Source organism: Micromonospora sp. WMMD723 (genome assembly GCF_049863385.1).
Taxonomy (GTDB): Bacteria; Actinomycetota; Actinomycetes; order Mycobacteriales; family Micromonosporaceae; genus Micromonospora; species Micromonospora wenchangensis.
Genome location: NZ_JBMKNR010000001.1, coordinates 5,652,542 through 5,675,351, shown reverse-complemented (window position 1 = coordinate 5,675,351; position 22,810 = coordinate 5,652,542). Strand labels below are relative to the sequence as shown.

16 protein-coding genes are annotated in these 22,810 nt (G+C 73.7%); 10 read left to right on the top strand and 6 right to left on the bottom strand.

All coding sequences use genetic code 11. The annotated features are described in order from the left end of the window. Window positions 1-285: 285 nt before the first annotated feature. Window positions 286-1,302 carry a LacI family DNA-binding transcriptional regulator gene (locus ACN261_RS24600; RefSeq protein ID WP_421482011.1) on the top strand — a complete coding sequence of 339 codons (1,017 nt, stop codon included), beginning with the start codon at window positions 286-288 and terminating at the stop codon, window positions 1,300-1,302. A gap of 59 nt (window positions 1,303-1,361) precedes the next feature. On the opposite strand, the gene ACN261_RS24595 is transcribed toward ACN261_RS24600, so the two are convergent. After that, entirely contained in the window at window positions 1,362-2,012 is a 651-nt protein-coding gene (locus ACN261_RS24595; protein ID WP_425853647.1) for a formylglycine-generating enzyme family protein, read from the bottom strand. Between the two features lie 59 nt (window positions 2,013-2,071). Further along, window positions 2,072-3,730 (bottom strand): FAD-binding dehydrogenase, encoded by a 1,659-nt coding sequence (locus tag ACN261_RS24590; protein WP_425852372.1) that lies wholly within the window; start codon window positions 3,728-3,730, stop codon window positions 2,072-2,074. A 96-nt stretch (window positions 3,731-3,826) separates the two neighbouring features. Between ACN261_RS24590 and ACN261_RS24585 the strand changes: the two genes are divergently transcribed. The 4 genes from ACN261_RS24585 (at window position 3,827) to ACN261_RS24570 (ending at window position 9,755) form a co-directional block, all read left to right on the top strand. Then, window positions 3,827-5,071, top strand: coding sequence for a PucR family transcriptional regulator (locus ACN261_RS24585; RefSeq protein WP_425852370.1), 1,245 nt, complete (start codon window positions 3,827-3,829; stop codon window positions 5,069-5,071). A gap of 32 nt (window positions 5,072-5,103) precedes the next feature. Further along, entirely contained in the window at window positions 5,104-6,741 is a 1,638-nt protein-coding gene (locus ACN261_RS24580) for a copper resistance protein CopC (RefSeq protein ID WP_425852368.1), read from the top strand. A 114-nt stretch (window positions 6,742-6,855) separates the two neighbouring features. Then, entirely contained in the window at window positions 6,856-8,109 is a 1,254-nt protein-coding gene (kynU, locus tag ACN261_RS24575; RefSeq protein ID WP_425852366.1) for a kynureninase, read from the top strand. Window positions 8,110-8,189: 80 nt separating this feature from the next. Next, complete coding sequence (locus ACN261_RS24570) at window positions 8,190-9,755, top strand: Na+/H+ antiporter (RefSeq protein WP_421482005.1); 1,566 nt, start codon at window positions 8,190-8,192, stop codon at window positions 9,753-9,755. 71 nt (window positions 9,756-9,826) lie between these two features. Here ACN261_RS24570 and ACN261_RS24565 read toward each other — a convergent pair whose 3' ends face one another. Next, entirely contained in the window at window positions 9,827-10,159 is a 333-nt protein-coding gene (locus ACN261_RS24565; protein WP_421482004.1) for a hypothetical protein, read from the bottom strand. Window positions 10,160-10,494: 335 nt separating this feature from the next. Here ACN261_RS24565 and ACN261_RS24560 point away from each other — a divergent pair, with 335 nt between their 5' ends. The 4 genes from ACN261_RS24560 to ACN261_RS24545 all read left to right on the top strand — a co-directional run bounded on the left by ACN261_RS24560 (window position 10,495) and on the right by ACN261_RS24545 (window position 15,411). Further along, a complete protein-coding gene (locus ACN261_RS24560) occupies window positions 10,495-10,662 on the top strand; it encodes a hypothetical protein (RefSeq protein ID WP_421482003.1) in 168 nt (55 codons plus the stop codon). Window positions 10,663-10,803: 141 nt separating this feature from the next. Further along, the gene (locus ACN261_RS24555; protein WP_425852365.1) at window positions 10,804-12,507 is read left to right on the top strand and encodes a pectinesterase family protein; all 1,704 of its coding nucleotides are present in this window, start codon (window positions 10,804-10,806) and stop codon (window positions 12,505-12,507) included. Between the two features lie 127 nt (window positions 12,508-12,634). Beyond that, complete coding sequence (locus ACN261_RS24550) at window positions 12,635-14,014, top strand: carbohydrate-binding protein (RefSeq protein ID WP_421482001.1); 1,380 nt, start codon at window positions 12,635-12,637, stop codon at window positions 14,012-14,014. A 59-nt stretch (window positions 14,015-14,073) separates the two neighbouring features. Then, window positions 14,074-15,411: an MFS transporter gene (locus ACN261_RS24545; RefSeq protein WP_425852362.1), complete on the top strand. Its 1,338-nt coding sequence runs from the start codon at window positions 14,074-14,076 to the stop codon at window positions 15,409-15,411. On the opposite strand, the gene ACN261_RS24540 is transcribed toward ACN261_RS24545, so the two are convergent. Both ACN261_RS24540 and ACN261_RS24535 read right to left on the bottom strand, forming a co-directional pair. Beyond that, a complete protein-coding gene (locus ACN261_RS24540; protein WP_425852360.1) occupies window positions 15,323-17,158 on the bottom strand; it encodes a right-handed parallel beta-helix repeat-containing protein in 1,836 nt (611 codons plus the stop codon). The genes ACN261_RS24545 and ACN261_RS24540 overlap by 89 nt on opposite strands. A gap of 167 nt (window positions 17,159-17,325) precedes the next feature. Continuing rightward, on the bottom strand, window positions 17,326-19,518 hold the full coding sequence (locus ACN261_RS24535; RefSeq protein WP_421481997.1) for a carbohydrate-binding module family 20 domain-containing protein: 2,193 nt from the start codon (window positions 19,516-19,518) through the stop codon (window positions 17,326-17,328). A 301-nt stretch (window positions 19,519-19,819) separates the two neighbouring features. Here ACN261_RS24535 and ACN261_RS24530 point away from each other — a divergent pair, with 301 nt between their 5' ends. Then, window positions 19,820-21,115, top strand: coding sequence for a low temperature requirement protein A (locus ACN261_RS24530; RefSeq protein WP_425852358.1), 1,296 nt, complete (start codon window positions 19,820-19,822; stop codon window positions 21,113-21,115). 97 nt (window positions 21,116-21,212) lie between these two features. Here the strand turns inward: ACN261_RS24530 and ACN261_RS24525 are convergent, their stop codons facing one another. Next, window positions 21,213-22,658 (bottom strand): pectinesterase family protein, encoded by a 1,446-nt coding sequence (locus ACN261_RS24525; protein WP_425852356.1) that lies wholly within the window; start codon window positions 22,656-22,658, stop codon window positions 21,213-21,215. Window positions 22,659-22,810: the final 152 nt, after the last annotated feature.

Sequence of the window (22,810 nt, the reverse complement as noted above, 5' to 3'; positions counted from 1 at the left end):
TCTCCTGCCACTGCGGCACAGCATGCCGCATGCGCCGCCGCAGCAGAAATCGGGCGGGGCGTGAAGGCCCGTCGACCCCCGGCCCGACCCACCGCACCCGACAAGTCGGTTTCGGGAAAGTTTCGGCTGTCCGACCCCCGGCGACCCACGTCCCGGGAACGGACCGGCACGCCGCCGGGAGCCGGTGTCGGGCGGTCGCATCGCCGCAACGACCAGGGCGTCACCCGACCTCCGAAACTTTCGGGCTATGCTGCCGACGGGCGCACGACTGCGGAGGAGATGGGCATGGCGGAGGACCGGGCGACGCTGTCGGAGATCGCGACCGCCGCGGGGGTGTCCGTGCCCACCGTCTCGAAGGTGCTCAACGGTCGACCCGACGTCGCCCCGGCGACCCGACGCCGGATCCAGGATCTGCTCGACCGGCGGTCGTACACCGCCCGCCGGGCGCCCTCGATGCCCGGTGCCGCCGGCCTCATCGACCTGGTCTTCCGGGATCTCGGCAGCCCCTGGGCGATGCAGATCCTCGACGGTGTCGAGGATCTGGCCTACCGGGCGGGCGTCGGGGTGGTGGTCTCCGCCGTGCACGGGCGCAGCCGCAGCCGTCCCGACCGGCGGTGGATCGAACAGCTCTCCAAGCGCCGCTGCGACGGGGTGCTGCTCGTGCTCTCCGACCTGTCCCCCAGCCAACAGGGTCAGCTCGAAGAGCTGGGCATCCCGGTGGTCATCATCGACCCCGCCGGCCAGCCCGGCGCGGGCATCCCGTCGGTGGGGGCGACGAACTGGTCCGGCGGGGTGGCCGCCGCCGAGCACCTGCTCGACCTGGGTCACCACCGGATCGCGGTGATCGGCGGCCCGCCGACGGTGCCGTGCAGCCGCGCCCGGGTCGACGGGTACCGGGCCGCGATGAACGCGGCCAACCGCAAGATCCCCGCCGGGTACGTCCGGCACGGCGACTTCACCTCCCCGTCGGGCTACCGGGAGATGAACGCCCTGCTGGACCTCGCCCAGCCCCCCACCGCCGTGTTCGCCTGCGCCGACGAGATGGCGTTGGGCGCCTACGAGGCGCTCTACGAACGCGGCGCCCGGGTCCCCGACGACATCAGCATCGTCGGCTTCGACGACCTCGACTCGGCCCGCTGGGCGGCCCCGCCGCTGACCACCGTGCGTCAGCCGCTGGCCGAGATGGCCGGCATGGCGACCCGGATGCTGCTCTCGCTGGTGGCCGGGGAGGGGCTGGACAGCCACCGGATCGAGCTGGCCACCCCGCTGATCGTGCGGCACAGCACCCGCCGGATGGCCTGACCGGCCCGGTTCCCGCCCGTGGAGGCGCCACGGACCGTCCGGGGGCACCGGTCGCGGGGTCAGCGCGGCAGGGACCGGGCCAGCCGGAAACCGACGTCGTCGATGCGCAACCTCGGGTGGCTGCGGCGGCGTACCGAGGCGCGGCAGCTCCAGTGCTCGTCGAACCAGCCGCCCCCGCGCAGCACCCGGTAGCCGCCGTACACCTCGGCGTCGTAGACGTCGAAGCACCACTCCCAGACGTTGCCGAGCAGGTCGTACAGGCCCCACGGGTTGGCGGCGCGCCCCGCCACCGGGTGCGGCCGTTCGCCGGAGTTCCCCCGGTACCAGGCGATCTCGTCGAGCGGGCCGTAGCGCGGACCGGTGGTGCCGGCCCGACAGGCGTACTCCCACTCGGCCTCGGTCGGCAGCCGGTAGCCGTCGGCGCGCGGGTCCCAGTCCGCACCCTCACCGTCGTCGTGCAGCCGGTACGCCGGGGTCAGCCCCTCCTGGCGGGACAGGGCGTCGCAGAAACGCACCGCGTCGACCCAGGACACCCCCTCGACGGGCAGCCGGTCGCCCCGGGTGGTGCTCGGCCGTTCCCCGGTCACCCGGGCGTACCACCCCTGGGTGACCGGTACGACGCCGAGCCGGTACGCCGCCACCCCGACCGACCAGCGCCGCTCGGTGCGCCTGTCGGAGAGCGTCACCTGCCCCGCCGCCACGGTCACCATCGCGGTCAGCGCGTCGTCGTCCACGGCAGCCGAGCCTAGCGAGGGCCCGGCCGGGGCGGTCAGCCGACGGCCGCCGCCGCCGCGCGACCGGCGGTACGACCGGAGAACAGGCAGCCGCCGAGGAAGGTGCCCTCCAGGGCGCTGTAGCCGTGCATGCCCCCGCCGCCGAAGCCGGCGACCTCGCCGGCCGCGTACACCCCGGCCAGCGGTTCGCCGTCGGGACGCAGCACCCGGGCGGACAGGTCGGTGTGCAGCCCGCCGAGGCTCTTGCGGGTCAGCACGTGCAGTTGCACCGCGATCAGCGGGCCGGCCGCCGGGTCGAGCAGCCGGTGCGGGGTGGCGACCCGGATCAGCCGGTCACCCCGGTAGCGACGGGCCCCCCGGATCGCGGCGAGCTGGGCGTCCTTGCCGAACGGGTGGGCGATCTCCCGGTCCCGCGCCTCGACCAGCGCGGTCAGCGCGGCGGTGTCGAGCTGCGGGCCGTCGGTCTCGGCGGCCAGCTTGTTCATCCCGGCCACCAGCTCGGGCAGCGAGTCGGCGACGACGAAGTCGGCCCCGTGCCGCTTGAACGCCTCGACCGGCCCGGGCGCCCCCGGCCTGACGCGTTGCAGCACCTGCCGGACGCTGCGGTTGGTGAGGTCGGGGTTCTGCTCGGAGCCCGACAACGCGAACTCCTTCTCGATGATCTTCTGGGTGAGCAGGAACCAGCTGTAGTCGTGGCCGGTGGCGCGCAGGTGCCGCAGGGTGGCCAGGGTGTCGAAGCCGGGGAACAGCGGTGCCGGCAGCCGGGCCCCGGTGGCGTCGAGCCAGAGCGAGGACGGGCCGGGCAGGATGCGGATACCGTGCCGGGGCCAGATCGGGTCCCAGTTGCGCAACCCCTCGGTGTAGTGCCACATCCGGTCCGGGTTGATCACCTGCCCGCCGGCGGTCTCGGTGATGGCGAGCATCCGGCCGTCGACGTGGGCGGGGACGCCGGTGACCATCCGGGTGGGCGGGGTGCCGAGCCGGGCCGGCCAGGCCCGCCGGACGAGGTCGTGGTTGCCGCCGATACCGCCCGAGGTGATGATCACGGCCTGGGCGTCGTGCTGGAAGTCGCCCACGACCTCCCGGGAGCTGCTGCACCCCCGGGGCGCGTCGTCGGGGGCGAGGAGCGCGCCGCGCACCCCGGTGACGGCTCCCGCGGTGGTGACGAGTTCGTCGACCCGGTGCCGGAACAGCAGCGTCACCCGGCCCTGCGCGACGGCCTGCCGGACCCGCCTGGCGAACGGCTCGACCACGCCGGGGCCGGTGCCCCAGGTGACGTGGAACCGGGGCACCGAGTTGCCGTGCCCGTGGGCCGCTCCCCCGCCCCGCTCGGCCCAGCTCACCACCGGGAAGACCCGGTGGCCCATCGACCGCAGCCAGGCCCGCTTCTCACCGGCGGCGAAGTGCACGTACGCCTGCGCCCACTGGCGCGGCCAGTGGTCCTCGGGCCGGTCGAAGGCGGCGCTGCCGGTCCAGTCCTGCCAGGCCAGCTCGACCGAGTCGCGGATGCCCATCCGCCGCTGCTCGGGCGAGTCGACGAAGAACAGCCCGCCGAACGACCAGAACGCCTGCCCGCCGAGGTTGTGCTCCGACTCCTGGTCCAGCAGCAGCACCCGACGGCCCGCGTCGGCGGCCTCGGCGGCGGCGACCAGGCCGGCCAGGCCGGCGCCGATCACGATGACATCCGTCTCCATGCGCCGACCCTACGTAGCGTGATGCCAAGATGATCCGTGCCGGGGTGCAGTATTCACCAGCGGAATTGTCACCCGGATGACAAAGGATGGCCGATCGTGTCCGACGCCCTGCTCGACATCGAGCCCGGTCTCGCCGGTCTCGCGCCGTCGGTCGGCGACCACCTGCGGGGGCTGCGCGGGCCGCTGCACGGGCGGATCCTCGCCACCGTCCGGGCCGCGATGGCCGCCCAGGGCCGGTCGCTGACCGGTGGGCAGGGGCAGGGCCTGGCGCTGGGCGTGCAGACCGCCGTCGACACCTTCGTCGAGGCGGTCGCCGACCCGGCCCGGGAGCTGACCGCAACCCGGGAGGTGTTCCACGCCCTGGGACGCACCGAGTACCGCGAGGGGCACCGGGTGGACGCGCTGCGGACCGTGCTCACCCTCGGGGCCCGCGACATCTGGGCCTTCCTGGTGGAACACGCCACCGCGCCGGCCGGGCCCGGCGGGCCCCCCACCACGCCGGCCGGCCCGGCCCCGGCCGACCTGTACGTGATCGCCGGGGCGCTGTTCGGCTACGTCGACGCGCTGGCCGGGGCCGCCGCCGAGGGGTTCCTCGCCGAGCAGCGGGACACCGCCCAGGACTGGGTCACCACCCGACGCCGGCTGGTCACCCTCCTCGTGCAGCCCGACCCGCCGACCGGGGCGGTGCTGCACGCCGCCGCCGACGCGGCCCGCTGGCCGCTGCCGGCGACCGTTGCCGTGTTCAGTGTCGACGGCACCGACGCCGAACACGTGGCCCGGGGCATCGGCGCGGGCGCGCTGGCCGCCGTCGTCGGCGACGCCATCCGGGTGGTGCTGCCCGATCCCGGTACGCCGGGACGGCTCGACCGGGCCCGGCAGGCGCTGGTCGGACGCCGGGCCGCGCTCGGGCCGACGGTGCAGCGGCAGCGGGCGCGGCTGTCGTACCGGCTGTCCCGCCGGGCGCTGGCCCTGCACCAGCAGGGTGCGCTCGGCCCGGACCCGGTGGTGTCCTGCGACGACCACCTGCTCACCCTGCTCACCGCGTGGGAGCCGGGCCTGGCCGGGCACCTCGCCGGCACGGTGCTGGCCCCGCTGGCCGGGCTGCGGCCCACCACCCGCCGGGCCCTGGCCGAGACCCTGCACGGCTGGCTGCGCCGGCAGGGGCAGGTGGTCGCCGTCGCCGAGGACCTGCACACCCACCCGCAGACCGTCCGCTACCGGATGCGGCAGCTGCGCGGCCTGTTCGGCCCGGCCCTCGACGACCCGGACGCCCGCCTCCTGCTGACCCTCGCCCTGCACCAGCACCCGACCGGCGAACCGGATCGTTCCGGCCACGGTTGAACCATGTGATCACGAAATACGAACCACTGTGCGTGCGTACCACCCGTTCCGCCGTGCTGTTGGGCTTGCTCCTCGCGCTGCTGTCCGTACCGCTGACCCCGGCGACCCCGGCCGCCGCCCACGCCGCGCTGGTCGCCACCAGCCCGGTCCGCGACGCGGTGATCGGCTCCCCGCCCGGGGAGGTGGTGCTGGTCTTCAGCGAGTCGGTCTCCCCGGTCATCGGCCGGGTGCAGGTGCTCGGCCCGGACGGGCGGCGGGTCACCGCCGGGGAGCCGGTCGCGGACGGGGCCACCCTGCGCATCCCGGTCCGGGTGCCGGACCGGCCGCTCGGCACCTACCTGGTCAGCTACCGGGTCATCTCGGCCGACAGCCACCCGGTCGCCGGCAGCTTCGCCTACTCGGCCGGCGCGCCGTCGGCGACGCCCCCGGAGCCGGTGAGCGTCGACGAGCGCCCCTCGGGCGGGTGGACCCCCGCCGCCCGCTACGTCGGCTACCTGGGCCTGGTGCTGGCGGTCGGCCCCACCCTGCTGGGCGCGGTGCGCTGGCCGCGCCGTCGCCGCCGTCGCGCGGTGACCGCCACCGGGTACGTCGGTCTCGCCCTGGTGGTCGTGGGCGCCGCCGGAACGTGGGTGACGCAGGCCGCCGACATGGTCGGGGTGCCGGTCGGCGACCTGTCGCGTGGTGACCTGACGGCGGTGGCGGGCAGCGACGTCGGGCCGGTGCTGGGCGCGCGGCTGGCGCTGGCCGCGATCGCCGCCGGGCTGCTGGCGGCGGTGGCCGCAGGGCGGGCCGGGCGCGGCCGGCGGGTGGCGCTGGCGGTGGTGGGCCTGGCCGGGCTGGTGACCTGGCCGCTGGCCGGGCACCCGGTGGCCTCGCCCCTGCCGCCGGTGAGCGTCCTCGCCGACGTGGTGCACCTGGCCGGGATGAGCGTGTGGCTGGGCGGGCTGTTCACCCTGGCGGTGTTCCTGCTGCCCGGCACCCACCGGCGGGTGCTGGGCCGCATCCTGCCGGCCTGGTCGCGGTGGGCGACCGTCGCGGTGGGGTGGCTGGTCGCCTCCGGCGTCGGGCAGGCCGCGATCGAACTCGGCCGGCCCGGCGCGCTGGTCGGCACCGCGTACGGCCGGCTGCTCTGCGCCAAGGCGGCGCTGCTCGCCGCCGTGCTCGGCGTCGCGGCCTGGCAGCGGCGGGCGGTGCGCGCCGGCCGGGCCGCCGACCGGCCGGGCCGGGTCGCGTGGGCCGCCGGGGTGGAACTCGCCGCCACGGCGGTGGTGCTGGCGCTGACCGCCGTGCTGGTGCAGACCCCGCCCGGCCGGACCGCCGACACGCAAGCCGCCCGTGCCACCCGCGAGGGCGTCGCGCAGACCCTCGCCAGCGGCACCTACACCCTCCAGTTCGACATCTACCCGGTCCGGGTGGGGGTGCCGAACTCGCTTCACGCGTACGTCTACACCCCGCAGGGGCAGCCGCTGCCGGTGGCCCAGTGGACGGTCAGCCTCGCCCTGCCGGCGGCCGGGATCGAACCGATGACGGTGCCGGTGGACACCCCGGAGCCGCACCACGGCAGCGCCGAGATCAGCCTGCCGGCGCGCGGGGACTGGACGATCCGGTTCACCGTACGCACCAGCGACATCGACCAGGCCACCGTCACCGCGACCGTCCCGGTCCGCTGACCCGCTGCCGACCCGGCGGGGTACGGGGTGGCCGGGCCACCGGCCCTTACGGTTCGCCGGGCCGATCGGCTAGCCTGCATCGGCCCGGGTGTCCCCGGGCGGAGGGAGGACACCATGACCACACCGACATCCCGGGACGTCGCGCAGGAGTGGGACGCCGCCGATCCACTCGCCGGCCTGCGGGACCGGTTCGTGGTCGACGACCTGCTCTACCTCGACGGCAACTCGCTGGGCCGGCTGCCGGCCGCCACCGGCGACCACCTGGCCGGCCTGGTCCGTGGCGGGTGGGGCACCGAGCTGGTCCGGAGCTGGTCGACCTGGATCGAGTGGCCGCGCCGCATCGGTGACCGGATCGCCGCCCACGCGCTGGGCGCCCGCGACGGTGAGGTGATCGTCTCCGACTCCACCTCGGTCAACCTCTACAAGCTGGCCGCCGCCGCCCTCGACGCCCGGCCCGGCCGGGGCACGATCCTGGCCGACGCCGAGGAGTTCCCCACCGACCGGTACCTGCTGGAGGGGCTGGCGGCCCAGCGCGGGCACACCCTGCGGCTGCTCCCCTCCGACCTCGACGAGGGGCTGGACCCGGACACCCTGGCGGCGGCGCTGACCGAGGACGTGGCGCTGGTGGTGCTGTCGGCGGTGTCGTACCGCTGCGGGGCCCTGCTGGACGTCGCGGCGGTGACCGAGGCGGCCCGCCGGGTCGGCGCGCTGGTGCTGTGGGATTTGTCGCACGCGGTCGGCTCGGTGCCCCTGGACCTGACCACCGCCGGGGCCGACCTCGCGGTCGGCTGCACCTACAAGTACCTCAACGGCGGCCCCGGGGCACCGGCCTTCCTCTACGTGCGGCGGGAGCTGCAGGAGTCGCTGCGGCAGCCGATCTGGGGCTGGTTCGGCCAGCGTGACCAGTTCCGGATGGGCGCCGGCTACGAGCCCGCGCCCGGCCCGGAGCGGTTCCTGGTGGGCACCCCGCCGGTGCTCGGGATGGCCGCCCTCGACCCGGCCCTGGACGTGCTGGCCGACGCCGGGATGGACCGGGTCCGGGAGAAGTCGGCCCGCCTCGGCGAGCTGATCGTCGAACTGGCCGACGCCTGGCTCGTCCCGCACGGCTTCCGGCTCGCCTCGCCCCGCGACCCCACCCGGCGCGGCGGGCACGTGTCGCTGTACCACCCGGAGGCCCTGCGGATCTCCCGCGCCCTGGTCGATGCCGGGGTCGTCGGCGACTACCGGGTGCCGGACCGGTTGCGGCTCGGCCCGGCGGCGCTCTACACCCGGCACGTCGACGTGTGGGACGCGATGGACCGGCTGCGGGACATCGCCGAGCGGCGGGCCTGGACCGGGGTGCCGGCGGAGCCGTCCCGGGTCACCTGAGCCGACCCGGGCAGATCCCGGATTCTCCCCGCCCCGCCGCCGACTTCGTACCAGCATGTCGGGTGGAGGCGGGGGGTGGCGTGGACGTCCTGGTCCTGATCGTGGTGCTGGCCGCCACCGTGCTGGTCGGCACCACCATCGGCGGCCGGTACCGGGTCGCCCCGCCGGTGCTGCTGATCACCATGGGTGGCCTGCTGGCGCTGCTGCCGCCGCTGTCGGACGTGGTGCTCGAACCCGACGTGGTGCTGCTGCTCTTCCTGCCGGCCGTGCTCTACCGGGAGAGCCTGGTGATCAGCCTGCGGGAGATCCGGTCGAACCTGCTGGTGATCGCCTCACTGGCGGTGGCGCTGGTGGTGGTGACCATGGTGGCGGTGGCGCTGGTCGCCAAGTCACTGGGGATGAGCCCGCAGGCGGCCTGGGTGCTGGGCGCGGTGCTCGCCCCCACCGACGCGGCGGCGGTGGCCGGCCTGGCCAAGCGGATGCCCCGCCGCATCCTGACCACGCTGCGGGCGGAGAGCCTGGTCAACGACGGCACCGCGCTGGTGCTGTTCTCGGTCACCGTCGGCCTGATCGTCGGTGGTGCCGCGCCCGGGGTGTTGGGGTTCCTGGGCCGGTTCGTCGGCTCGGCCGGGGGCGGGGTGGCCGCCGGTCTGGTCGTCGGGCTGGTGGTGGTGCTGATCCGCCGCCGGCTGGACGACCCGCTGCGCGAGGGCGCGCTGAGCGTGCTCACCCCGTTCGCCGCGTTCCTGCTGGCCGAGGTGGTGCACGCCAGCGGGGTGCTCGCCGTCGTGGTGGCCGGGCTGCTGCTGTCGTACGCCAGCCCGAGGATCATCCGGGCCCGGTCCCGGGTGCTGGCGTACGCCTTCTGGGACCTGTCCACCTTCCTGATCAACGGGGCGCTGTTCGTGCTGCTGGGGATGCAGATCCCCCGGGCGGTGAACCACGTGACCAGCACCTCGCTGGTGCGGTCGGTGGCGATCGCCGCCTCGGTCACCCTGATGGTGGTGGTGGTCCGGCTGGTGTGGTTGCAGCTGTTCTCCTACGGCCTGCCGGTGGTGGGCCGGGGCGCCACGGTGAGCCGGCGGGTCCGGGTGGCGGCCGGCTGGGCGGGGTTCCGGGGGGCGGTGTCGCTGGCCGCCGCCCTCGCGGTGCCGGTCACCACGGCCACCACGCACACGCCGGTGCCGGAGCGGGATCTGATCATCTTCTGCACCGCCGTGGCGATCGTGTCGATCATGTTGGTGCAGGGCACCACCCTGCCGGCGGTGGCCCGCTGGGCCGGCCTGCGGGGCGACGAGGCACGTGGGGACGAGGTGCGGCACGCCCGCCGCCGGGCCACCGAGGTGGCGTTGGCGGCGCTGCCGGGCGTCGCCGCCGACCTCGAGGTCGACGGCACGGCGGTGGACCGGTTGCGCGCCGACTACCAGCGTTACCTGGACCTGGTGACGGAGTCCGGTGGCGGGCCGGAGGCCGACCGGGCCCAGGAGTCGGACACGCGGCTGCGGTTGGGGGTGCTGGAGCACAAGCGCCGCGAGGTGACCCGGCTGCGCGACAACAACGAGATCGACGACAGCGTGCTGCGCGAGGTCCAGGCGGCGCTGGACATCGAGGAGATCCGCCTGCTCGGCCCCCAGACCGAGGACTGAGCCGGGGGTGCCGCCGACGGTCCCGGTCGGAGAAGGGCGTGCCCGGCGGGATCATCCTGCGGGCGGGGGTGTCAGCCGGGCGGAGGCGGGCACTCGAGAACGGCGATCGAGTTTCCGGTGAACAGTCCCAGGTGCGGATGTCCGGAGAAGATGCGGACCGCCTCGTCGTGCGAGTCCGCCTCCACGATGGTGTAACCCGTCATGCCGTCGGTGAAGTCCTCGACCCCCTGCGCCGTGACCAGCTTCTTCGCGAACAACGGAGCGCCCGGGTCGACGAGAGCCCGCTCGTTGGTCTGGGCCCACGATGCCCAGGCGTCGAGGAACTCGGCCTGCTGCTGTTCGCTGAGTGTGGCCTTGCCTGCCTCATCGGCCGCGCCGTTGAAGAGCGCGAGGAACCTACCCATCCGCGCATCGTACCGGCGGCCGGCCGGGGCGTACCTGCGCGCCTCGCGGACACCGGCGAGGCGGGCGGAGCGGTCAGCGTCCACGAGCGGGTCCGGAAACCCGGACACGTCACCAGCGCGACCAGCGTCGTTGAGCAGGCGGAGACCGCTGTCTGCGCATTGTCCGCACGTGGCCGGCGGACCTCCCCGCTCTCCACCGTATCTGTCCGATCACTGAGTGCTGATCTCGGGTGTGGCTCGCAGGACAACTGCCCTTGCGGCCAGGAGCCACGCCCGCGTCCGGCGCGCCGGTCTCCCTCCCCGGGCACCGTCGCGCCCCGTCGAAGGAGGATCGGGTGGACAGCGTGCAGGGCGAGCCGGCACCGAGTCGGGGCGAGCGGATCCAGGCCGCGGAACACGAGGCGGCGAAGCGACGGCTCCTCGCGCAGGCCGAGGCCGAACGGATACCGGCCGAGGAGACGACCCGGGCACTGCCGGACCGCCGGTGGCGTCACGGACAGTAGCGGACCGTCGCGGGCGGGGCCCGTCCGTTCCCGACGACGGCATCGATTGACAGTCGCGTATGGGTGGCGTTACGGTGCGCCGGGAAAGCGCTTTCACGCACCGTCGCCCGCCTCCATCCCGTCCCCGGAGGTTCATCCGCCATGCGCCGAAGCCGCCGCCCGCTCGCCGTCGCCGCGCTCGCCACCGCGCTGCTCGCCGTCGCCGCGCTCGCCGGCACGCAGATCGCCCACGCCGCCACCCTGTTCAGCGACGACTTCACCGACGGCGACCTGCGCGGCTGGTCGAGGTCCGGCGGCTCCTGGTCGGTGGCCGCCGACGACACCCCCGCGTTGCAGCAGGCCAGGGCCGACACCGGCGACGCCCGGCTGTTCGCCGGCAGCGCGTCCTGGGCCGACCAGGCCGTCCAGGCCCGGGTGAAGCCGCTGACCCTGCCCGGCACCGGCATGGTCGCGCTGCTGGCCCGGGCCAGCGGCGCGACCAGCTACTACCGGCTCGCCCTGCACGCCGGCGACCAGGTCCGGTTGGAGGCGGTACGCAGCGGCCGGGTCACCCCGCTGGGCGCGGTGTCCCACCCGGTGACGGTCGGCGACTGGCACACGCTGCGGATCGAGGTCGCCGGGACGGTGGTGAGCGGCTGGGTCGACGGTGTCCCCGTCGGCTCCGGCACCGGGACGCTCACCGCGACCGGTCGGATCGGCGTGCAGACCGGCTACGCCACCGCCCGCTTCGACGACGTACTGGTGACCGGGGGCGGTTCCGCGCCGACCAGCACGCCACCGACCCCCGGCGGCACGCCGACCGGCACGTCAGCCACCGCCACCCCGTCCGGCACGCCCCCACCGGGGAGCCCGACGCCCACGCCCACCGACACCGGTCCGGCGCAACGGTCCTCCGTGGTCGCGCCCGACGGCAGCGGGGACTTCACCAGCGTGCAGGCGGCCGTGGACGCGGTGCCGGCGGGCAACGCGAGCCGGTACACGATCACCATCCGGCCGGGCACGTACCGGGAGACGGTGACGGTGCCGGCCGGCAAGCCGTACGTGTCGTTCGTCGGGTCGACCGGGGACCCCCGGGACGTGGTGATCGTCTACGACAACGCCTCGGGCACCCCGAAGCCGGGCGGCGGCACGTACGGCACCTCGGGCAGCGCCTCGGTGACCATCGACGGCAACGACTTCACCGCCCGGCACCTGACCTTCGCCAACGACTTCGACGAGGCGGCGCACGACTACAGCGCCGAGCAGGCGGTGGCCGTGCTGACCCGGGCCGACCGGCTGGTCTTCGACGACGTGCGGTTCCTGGGCAACCAGGACACGCTCTACCACAACAGCGCCTCCGCCGACGCCGTCGGCCGGGCCTACTTCCGGGACTGCTACGTCGAGGGCGACGTCGACTTCATCTTCGGCCGGGGCACCGGGGTCTTCGACGGCTGCGAGATCCGCTCGCTGGACCGGGGCTCGACCGGCAACAACGGCTACGTCACCGCCGCCTCCACGATGATCGGCAACCCCTACGGCCTGCTGTTCACCGGCTGCGCCCTGACCACCGACGCGGCGGCGGCGCAGAGCGTGCACCTCGGCCGGCCGTGGCACCCGGGCGGGGACGTCAACGCGATCGGTCAGGTGGTGTTCCGCGACAGCGTGCTCGGCGCACACGTGAAGGACTCCCCCTGGACCGACATGTCCGGCTTCTCGTGGCGCGACGCCCGGTTCGCCGAATACCGCAACAGCGGACCCGGCTCGACGGTCACCGCCGACCGGCCACAGCTGACCGACGCGCAGGCCCCGGACTTCACCCCGCAGCGCTACCTGGCCGGCGTCGACGGCTGGAATCCGGTCCCCTGAGCACCCGCGTCGCCGCCGGCCACGATCCGCCCCGTGGCCGGCGGCGGCGCGGACCCGACGACGGCCGGGCATTTACATTTAACAAACTTAACTGCTAGCCTCCCCGCCATCGACGAGGAGGTATGTCATGCGACTTCGACCTGCGACGACGGCCGTGCTGGCCGGCGCGGTGCTGCTCGCCGCCGCGCTGCCCGCCGCGACCGGCGTCGCCGCGCCGACCACCGCCACCACCACCGCCGGCACCCTCGCGGCCTGCTCCGCACCGGCCTGGGCCGAGGGCGTCAGCTACCCGGCGGGCACCCGGGTCAGCTACCTCGGCCGCCTCTACGAGTCGCTGGTGACCCACACCCCGCCGGCCGGCGCCGGCTGGAACCCGGCCGCCGTCCCGGCGCTCTGGCGCGACCTCGGCGTCTGCGCCGGCACCCCCTCCCCCACCCCGTCGCCGACGCCGACCGCCACGCCCACCCGGCCCCCGACACCGACCCCGACGCCCACCCGCACGCCGTCCCCGACCGCCACCCCCGGCACGACCACGCCGCCGCCGGACGGCACGGGCTGCGCGCTGAAGTCCCGGCCGACCGGCACGGTGCTCCAGGGCTACTGGGAAAACTGGGACGGCGCGGCCAACGGCGTCCACCCGCCGCTGGGCTGGATACCGATCACCGACGCCCGGATCACCGGGCACGGCTACAACGTGGTCACCGCCGCCTTCCCGGTGATCCGCGCCGACGGCACGGTGCTCTGGGAGGACGGCATGGACGCCACCGTCCGGGTGCCCACCCCGACCGAGATGTGCCAGGCCAAGGCCGCCGGGCTGACCCTGCTGCTGTCGATCGGCGGCGCCACCGCCGGCATCGACCTCGGCTCGGCGACCGTCGCGGACCGGTTCGTCGCCACCGTCGTGCCGATCCTCAAGCGGTACCACTTCGACGGCATCGACATCGACATCGAGACCGGGCTGACCGGCAGCGGCGACATCACCCGGCTGTCCCCCTCACAGGCGAACCTGATCCGCATCATCGACGGGGTGCTGGCCCAGATGCCGGCCGGCTTCGGCCTGACCATGGCCCCGGAGACCGCCTACGTCACCGGCGGCAGCGTCACCTACGGCTCCATCTGGGGCGCGTACCTGCCGGTGATCAAGCGGTACGTCGACAACGGGCGGCTCTGGTGGCTGAACATGCAGTACTACAACGGCAGCATGTACGGCTGCGCCGGTGACTCGTACCCGGCCGGGACGGTGGCGGGCTTCACCGCCCAGACCGACTGCCTCAACGCCGGCCTGGTCGTCCAGGGCACCACCATCCGGGTCCCGTACGACAGGCAGGTGCCCGGCCTGCCCGCGCAGCCCGGCGCCGGCGGTGGCTACCTCGCGCCGGCCTCGGTGGCGCAGGCGTGGAACACCTACCGGGGCGGCCTCAAGGGGCTGATGACCTGGTCGGTGAACTGGGACGGCGCCAAGGGCTGGACCTTCGGCGACAACGTCCGCACGCTCCAGGGACGCTGAACCCGACGGGTCGGGGCCCCGCTGCGGCCGGGGCCCCGACCGGCGGGAGCATTCCGGGAATGACAGCCGACCCCGTACCCGCGCCGCCGATGACCTACCGGCAGGTCCTCGCCACCCGCAACGTGCCCCAGCTGCTGCTGTCGGCCTCGTTGTCCCGCCTGGCGTCCGAGATGCTGCTGTTCGTCGTCGTGCTCTACGTCCTCGCGCGGTTCCGTTCCCCGGTCCTGGCCGGGTTGAGCGGGTTCTTCCTGACCCTGCCCGGCTTCCTGGTCAGCCCGATGGCCGGCGCGCTGCTCGACCGGGTGGGTGCCGCCCGCGCGGTCATCCTGGACAATCTCGTCAGCGCCGTCCTCATCGGTCTGATCGCGCTGGCCTCCGTGGGCGGCCGGCTCACCCCCGCCGTGCTGCTGACCCTGCTGGGGCTCTTCTCGTTGACCAGCCCGCTCAGCGCGGGCGGGATCCGCACGCTGATCCCCCGGTTCGTGCCCGACGACGCCTACGACCGGGCCAACGCGCTGGACCTCAGCACCTACTCGGCCATCGAGGTCGTCGGTCCGCTGGTCGGCGGTGCCGTGATCGCGCTGATCGGCCCCGACCCGGCGCTGGTGCTGGTGGCCGCGATGTACGTCCCGGCCGCGCTGAGCCTGCTGCTGCTGCGCGGGTCAGCCGCCGGACCGCCCCGGACGGAGCGCCGGCACCTGCTGCGCGAGGCGTGGGAAGGCGTCACCTACCTCGTCCGCGACGCCACCCTGCGCGGACTCGCCCTGTCCTACTCCTGCTACCAGGTCACCTTCGGCATCCTCGTCGTGGCGGTGCCGGTCTCGGTGGCCCAGCGGGTCGGTGGCGCGGGGCACACCGAGCAGTACGCCGGCGCGCTCTGGAGTCTGGTGGGTCTGTGCGGTGCGGCCGGTGCGCTGACCGCCGGACGACTGCTGCGGGCCGGTCGCGAACGGCTGCTGCTGATCGTCACCACGGTGCTCTCCGCCGTCGCGATCCACCCGCTGGGCGCCATCGCGACGCTCGCCACCCTGGCGGTCGGGCTGGCGCTGTTCGGCCTGCTGGAGGGCGCTCTCAACGTGGGTGTGCTGTCGCTGCGGCAACGGCGGACCGATCCCGCCCGGCTGGGCCGGGTGATGACGGTCTCCATCAGCGTCAACCTGATCGGGTTCCCGGTCGGCACCGCGCTCGGCGGGGTCCTGGTCGAGCGTTCCGGGTCGCTCGCGTACGCGGTCGCGGCGGGCTTCGCGCTCCTCGCGGCGCTGTGGGGCGCCCTGGTCATCCCCCGCGAGCCGGCCGGGACGCCCCCGGTCAGAGCCGGGCGCCCACGTCGACGCCGCTTGCGGGGCGCAGGAAGTCCGACGTCGGGACGGACCCGTCGGTGGCCCGGGGGCCGGTGATGGTCGACGGGTCGGTGCTGGCCAGCGGCCAGGTGCCGCCGAGGTCCCAGGAGTTGCCGGTCCCGGTCGAGGAGCCGGGCGACACCTCCGGGGCGTTGTCGACCGCGAGGTTGCGGTACAGCTGGGAGGCGGAGCGGGAGACGTCGAAACCGGCCCTGCCGTTGCGCCACGCGGTGTTGCGGTCGAAGACCAGCGCGCCCGGGTTGCCGTTGTCGATGAAGCCGCCGGCCGAGTTGCCCCAGGCCATGCTGTTGCGGGTGACGTGGTCGACGGCGGGGCGGGGATCGTTGCCGCCGCCGTGCTTGAAGCCGTTGCCGTCGCCTGCGTAGTCGGGCAGGTCCCAGTAGTTGTAGCCGTTGTCGTAGGCGACGCTGTCCTCGATCAGGATGGGCGACTGGAACAGCCAGGCGTCGAACCCGTCGTCGGAGTTGCGCCACAGCCGCGCGCCGCGTACCTGGTTGTCGAGGCCCGAGCCCTCCTTGATGGCCAGCCCGTCGGCGCTCTCGCCGTTCTTGCGGGGGTCCCGGTTGCCGTAACTGTCCAGGTTGATGATCCGGTTGCCGCTGGACTCGCCCTGCAGGTGCAGCCCGGACTCGTAGTTGTCCCGGGTGACCAGACGCTCGTACCTGCCGTAGTTGGTGTCCACCCCGAAGATGCCGTACGGGCCGTGGACGATCTCCAGGCCGACGAACCGCCACCAGTCCGCCTCGACGTGCAGCACGCCCCGGTCGGCCCGGGGGATGCTGGTGCCCACCGCGGCCGGCGTGTACGGCATGTTCTCGCCGTCGATGACCACCTTCTCGCCCTGGTAGTTCATCAGGGTGATCGGATGGTATCCGTTACCGTCCTTGAGGATCTTGATGGTGCTGGTCGGCGCGTAGGTGCCACCGCGTACCGCGATGGTGGTGCCGGGCTCGGCCAGGTCGTGGGCCCGCTGGATGGTGCGCAGCGGCCGGGCCAGCGTGCCGGGGTTGGCGTCGTCACCGTCGGTGGCGACCACCAGCACGACGGTCCCGGGCGGCGGCACGGTGGGTGGCGGGGTCACGGGCGGCGTGGTGGGTGACGGCGTGACCGACGGGGTGGGGACCGGGGGTGTGGTCGGGCTCGGCGGCGTGGTCGGCGCGGTGCCGCCGTCGCGGACCAGGACGTCGTCGAAGGTGGCCGCCGACGACGCGGTCTGCAGGCCGATCCGGCCGGCGGCGACCAGCGGGCTGGTGGCCTGCCCGACGGGGACGCCGTCGACGCTGCCCCGCACGGTGCTGCCGGTGACCTCGACGGCGAGGGTGTACCAGACGCCGGTCGTCACGGTGCGGGTGGCGCTGGCGAGCACGGTGACCGCGTTGCCGTTGACCGCCTGCAACTGCACCCGGTCACCGGGCAGCAGCGCCAGCCGGTGGTAGCGCGTCGCGCCGGACGCGCGGGCCAGCAGCCCGACGTGGCCGCCGGGCCCGAGGCTGAGCGGCTTCACCCGGGCCTGGACGGTGTAGTCGGTCCAGCCGGCGTTGCCGGCGAAGAGCCGGGCGTTGCCGCTGCCCGCGTCGGACTGCCGCAGGGCTGGGGAGCCGTCGGTGACGACACCCCACTTCCCACCCGACCGGGACCAGCCGGCGGTGTCGCCGTCGGTGAAGTCGTCGCTGAACAGGGTGGCGGCCGAGGCGGTGCTCACCGACCCGGCCAGGAGGGCGGCCGTGGCGGTGAGCACGGCGGCGAGCAGCGGGGCCAGCCGGCGCAGCGGGGACGGACGCATGGGGCGTACCTCCGGCGGGGTGGGCGGCGCGGAGCAAGAAAGCGCTTGCCGGACGATACGAGAGGGCATCGACATCCGTCAACCTGATGGGGTCGAAACCGACCGGAGGTCGAACGGCACGGCGGCCGACCCCCGGAAAGGGATCGGCCGCCGTGATCCGCCAGGCGTCACCGCCAGGTGTCGTTGGCGCTCCACGAGCCGGTGGACCCGACGGTGCCGCTGCGGTTGCCACCGGACTCCCAGGTCACCGTGCCGTTCGGGTTCTTCTTGAGGTACTTGTACTCGAACGTCGTGTTCGCCGGCAGGGCGACCGTGGCCCGCCACAGCGGGTAGGCGGCCGAGGAGAGCGCCACCGCGCCGGCCGGGTTCCACGAGCCGAGCGCCGCGACGCTGCCCACCACGTAGACGTTCTGCCCGTACGCGGTGGTGGCGTTGACGGTGAACGACGCGCCCTGGGTGCCGGCCGGGTCACCCCGGAAGGTGTCGGTGACCGACGCGGTGCCGCCGCTCGGCGTGGTCAGCGTCCGGTTGCTCCCCGACTCCCAGGTCACGACGCCGGCCGCGGTCTTCTTGAGGAACTTGAACTCCACCGTCGAGGACGCCGGCAGGGTGACCACCGCCCGGTACGTCCCCCCACCCTGCGCGGTCAGCGCGACGGCGGCGGCCGGGGCCCACGAGCCCAGCGCCGGGACGCTGCCGACGACGTAGGCGCTCTGGTCACCGCTCAGCGTGGCGGTCACGGTGAAGGTGGTGGCGACGGAGCCGGCCGGCGCGGTCGGCGTCGGCGTGGCGGTGGGCGTGGGCGTCGGGGTGGCGGTGGGCGTGGGCGCCGGGCCGGCCTTCGCGTTGACGTGCAGCGCCACCGCGCCGTTGGCGGGGATCTGCACGGTGGCCCGGCCACCGCTGACGGTCACCGTCGTGCCGGTGCAGCCGGACCCGCCCCGCGCCCCGGAGATCACGTCGCAGTACGACCCGTCGGCCAGGCCGGTGGTGAAGGTGGCGGTGGTGGCAGACCCGGAGTCGTTGATCCCGATCCAGGCGCGGTCGCCCCGGTGGAAGCCGATGACGTTGCTGTTGACCACGGTGAAGTCGGAGACGGTCCTGACCGACTTCGCGGCGTTCGCCCAGCCGACCATGCCCTTGATCCCGGTGGACCGGGTCAGACAGTTCCAACTGCCGCCGCAGACGGTGTCGGTGACGTAGCCGTTGCCGTCGGCGGGCGGCGACTGGTTGCGGTTGGACCAGGTGAAGCTGTCGTAGACCGACGGCTTGCCGTGCGGGTAGGCCAGCGCGAAGTAGTTGGCCAGGACGTAGTCGCTGCCGTCGCGGTAGGACAGCACCACCCCGTCGCGTTCCAGGTCGTGGTTGGTGACCATGGCGAACACGTTGGCACTGGGCGCGTCGAGGTTCCAGCTGCCGACGTTGGCCAGGTTGGCGATCGAACCCTGGAACGCGGACTTCAGGCCCTTGGCGTACCCGAAGTCGAGCACGTCGCCGTTGCCGGTGAAGGCACGCGCCTTGAGCGCGTCGTTGCTGGCTCCGTCGAAGATCTCCTGGGCGACGTACGGACGCTTGTTCTCGGCGGTGGTGTTGCGCACCTTGCCGAGGATCGCGGCGAAGTCGTCCTTCTTGACGTGCTTGACCGCATCCACCCGGAACCCGTCGACGCCGAGGCCGACCAGATCGTTGAGGAACCCGGCGATCTTGGTGCGGACGCTGTCCTTCTCGGTGTAGAGGTCGGTCAGGGACAGCAGCTCGCAGCTGGTCACCTGGGCCTCGTTGTTCCAGTCGTTGATCGCACCGGAGGTCGGGCAGTTGTCCCCCGGGCGGTGGAAGTCGCCCGTGCCGTAGGGCACGGCGGGGAAGCTGTAACCGGGGCCGGAGAAGTCGGTGCCGGCGTACCCGACGACCGACTCGGGGTTGTTGGCGCCGGCCATGTGGTTGACCACCGCGTCGACGTACACCCGCACGCCGGCGGCGTGGCAGGTGGTGACCATGTCGGCGAACTGCTGCCGGGTGCCGAACCGGCTCTCCAACCGGTAGGAGACCGGCTGGTAGACCTCGTACCAGGGGTGGACGCCGTCGGCGCTGCTCGGCAGGCTGACCGACTCCTGCGGCGGGGCGACCTGCACCGCGCCGTAGCCGGCCGGGCCGAGGTGGTCGGTGCACGCGGCGGCGACGGAGCGCCAGTTCCATTCCCAGAGATTCGCGGTGACCTCGCTGTCGTTGAGGGCGACGGCGGCGGAGGCGGGAACGGTCGCCGGCAACGCGCTCAGGCCGGCGAGGGAGGTGGCGGTGACGGCGAGGGCGAGGAGACCCCGTCGCAGACGGGTTCCCCGGGAGACGCGGGGTGTGGACATCGGGAGTTGACCTACTTCCGGGGGTCGAAGAGGCGCTTGACGGTGGGACGGCCGTCCGGTGGAGAAGACGATGCGGCATCGATGAAAGGTTTTGCAAGAGCTTGCGGCAAACTTTTCGACATCCGCCGGCAATGATCCGTAAGGAGTTGCAGCGTGCGGTGTGCCGGCCACCCGGCGTCGCCACCGCTCCGAACGGGGGGTTTGCCCTACGTCGCGCCGGGAACCCGGCGTCGTCCGTACCGTCACGAGGGGGTGCCGTGACCCGTCCGCCCGCCGGCCGGGCCGGCACCGCATGGCACCGGTGACCACGTCGTTACGCCGGGGCCTGCGGCCGGTCACCGAAGCCACCCGGGTGAGCACCACCGAGGTCTTCTTCGACCTGGTGTTCGTCTTCGCGTTCCTCCAGGTCACCACCCTGATGATCGCCGAGGACAACGACCTGGGCGTGCTGCACGGGCTGCTCGTGCTGAGCCTGCTGTGGTGGTCCTGGTCGCTGTTCGCCTGGCTCGGCAACCGGGTACGCGCCAACTACGGCATCGCCCGGCTCACCCTGCTGGCCACCACCCCGGTGATGTTCGTGCTCGCCGTCACCACCCGGGAGGCGTTCCAGGACTCACCAGGCGGGATCGACACACCGCTGTGGTTCGTGGGCTGCTATCTCGCCGTACGGTGCTGCTACCTGGGCCTGCGCCTGTACTCGTCGCCGGAGCTGCGGGCCCGCGACGTCCTGGCGCTCACCGGGCCTCCGGTCCTGGCCGCGGCGCTGCTGACCGGCGCGGCGCTGCTGCCGCGCACCGCGCTGCCCACCGACCGGATGGTCGCCGCGCAGGTGCTGCTGTGGGTGCTGGCCGGCATCGTCGACTATGTCGCCGGCCAGGCCCTGCCGCTGCCGCCGCGCAGGATCTTCTCCGCCCGGCACTGGACCGAACGGCACAACCTGATCGTCATCGCCGCCCTCGGGGAGGTGCTGATCGCGGTCGGCATCGCCGGCTCCCAGCTCACCAACTCGATCGGCCTACTGACTGCCTCTGCCCTCGCGGTGGTGGTGGCGGGCGCCCTGGAGTGGATCTACATCGACCTGTCGACGCTGGTCGGCGAGCACGCCCTGCGCGCCGCCCCACCGGCCGAACGGACCGCGCTCGCCCGGGACTGCTACTCCTTCCTGCACCTGCCGATGATCGCCGGCATCATGCTGCTGGCCCTGGGCTTCAAGCACATGCCCACCCTCGTCGGGGAGGCCGGCACCTACACGGGCGGTCAGCCGCTGGACCACACCGGCCGCTACGCGCTGTACGGCGGCGTGGTCACCTTCCTGCTCTCCCACGCGACGTTCCAGTGGCGGCTCAGCCGTACCTGCCGGAACCTGATCTGGCCCCGGCTGGTCGCCGCCGCGACGCTGCTCGCCCTGCTGCCGGTCACCGCCGGCATCCCCGCCCTACGGGCGCTGGCCTGGCTGGCCCTGGTCTGCCTGGCCACGGCGGTCACCGAGTTCCTGGTCAGCCGCCGTGAGCGGCAACGACTGCGTCGCGCCCTCATCGAGGAGCGCGAGGGCACCTGCCCGGTCGAGCGGCACGGGCCGGGCCGGTCGGTCGGCTGACCGGCCCGGCCCGTGCCGCGGACCGTCCCCGCGTCGGCACCCGACGCGGGGACCGGCGTCACCCCGGGTGATCCTCGTCCACCGTCACGTCACACGCTCACATCGGGTTCCAGCCGTCGCTGCCGGCCAGGTACCGCTGCGGCGTGTAGGTGGCCGCCTGGGCGTCGCTGAGCTGGGGACGGTTGCCGTTGGTGCCGGCACCGGGCCCGGTGTTGCGGTACTCGCGGAACCGCGCGTTCTGCCACACGTTGCCGGACATGTCGGTCCAGGGCTGGGCGGTCTTCATGGTCGCGCTCAGCGTCGACTCGCGGTAGAGGACCTGGGCGTCCGGCCCCCACGGGCGGCCGAGCTGGGTGGTGTTGTTCGTCGCCCCGGTGATCGTCGACCGGTAGATCAGCATTCCGTACGTCTTGCTGGCCGGCGTTCGCGCGGCGGTGATCGGTCCACCCGTCGACCGCTTCTCGTAGATCGAACTGCCGTCGATGACGATCGTGCCGCCGCCGAAGATGAAGTCGACGGTGCCCTCCACGTAGGAGCCCACCACGTACGCCCGGGTCTTGTCGTTGACCAGGAAGGTGTCCTGGTCACCGAGGAGCCGGACGTTGCGCAGCACCGCCCGGTCGGCGTTCAGGTGCAGCGCCACCGCCTGTTGGTCGACCCCCGAGGAGTTCTCCACGAAGTCGTTGGCGATGGTCAGGTTCTCGGCGACGAAGTTCGCCCCGTCGACGAACATGCTCGCGCTGTTGAACGTGCCGTAGGTCGTGCCGTCCGGCTTGCGGGTGCCGGCGGAGTTGTTGTAGACCAGCACGACGTTCGACGGTGCCGAGCCGAGGCCGCGCAGGGTGACGTTGGTCTTGTTCGACGCCACCCGGACGACCTCGCGGTAGGTGCCGGGCTTGATGGTGATCGTGGTACGGCTGGAACTGTTCGCCGGCACCGCGTCGAGGGCGGCCTGGACCGTGCGGTACCTGCCGGTGCCGTCCGAGGCGACCGTGGGCGTCCCGCTGGTCGGCGGCGGCGTGGTCGGGGGCGGCGTGGTCGTCGGCGGCGGCGTGGTGGGTGGCGGCGTCGTCGGCGGCGGGGTGGTGGGTGGCGGTGGCGTCGTCGGCGCGGCGGTGGTGGGGGTGGTCGACCCCGTGCAGGCGGTGCCGTTGAGGGTGAAGCCGGCCGGGTCGGGGTTGCTGCCGGTCCAGGTGCCGTTGAAGCCGACGTCCACGACACCGCCGGTGGCGATGGCGGCGTTGTAGTCGAGGTTGGTGGCGACCACGGCGCCGCTGGTCGGGCTGGCGGTGAAGCCCCACGCGCTGGTGATGGTCTGCCCCGCCGGGAAGGTCCAGCCGAGCCGCCAGCCGGTGACGGGATCGCCCAGGTTCCTGATCGAGATGGCGGCGGTGAAGCCGCCGGACCACTGGGCGCCCACCTGGTAGGTGACCTGACAACCGGCGGCGGCCTGCGCCGAGACGGCGGTGACCACGCCGGCGACGAGGGTGATGGTGACGGCGGTGGCGACGATCGACGCCGCCCGCCGGGTGCGATTTCTCACGAACGAACTCCCCAGGGGTATCCGACACGGACAGCCGTGGGAGCGCTTTCCTGAGCCTCCCACACCCGCCTTCCGCTGTAAAGCGTCACCGACCGGACACCCCCGGTGGAGGCGGACCCGTCCGGTCACCCGGTGCTGATCATCCTGTCGGT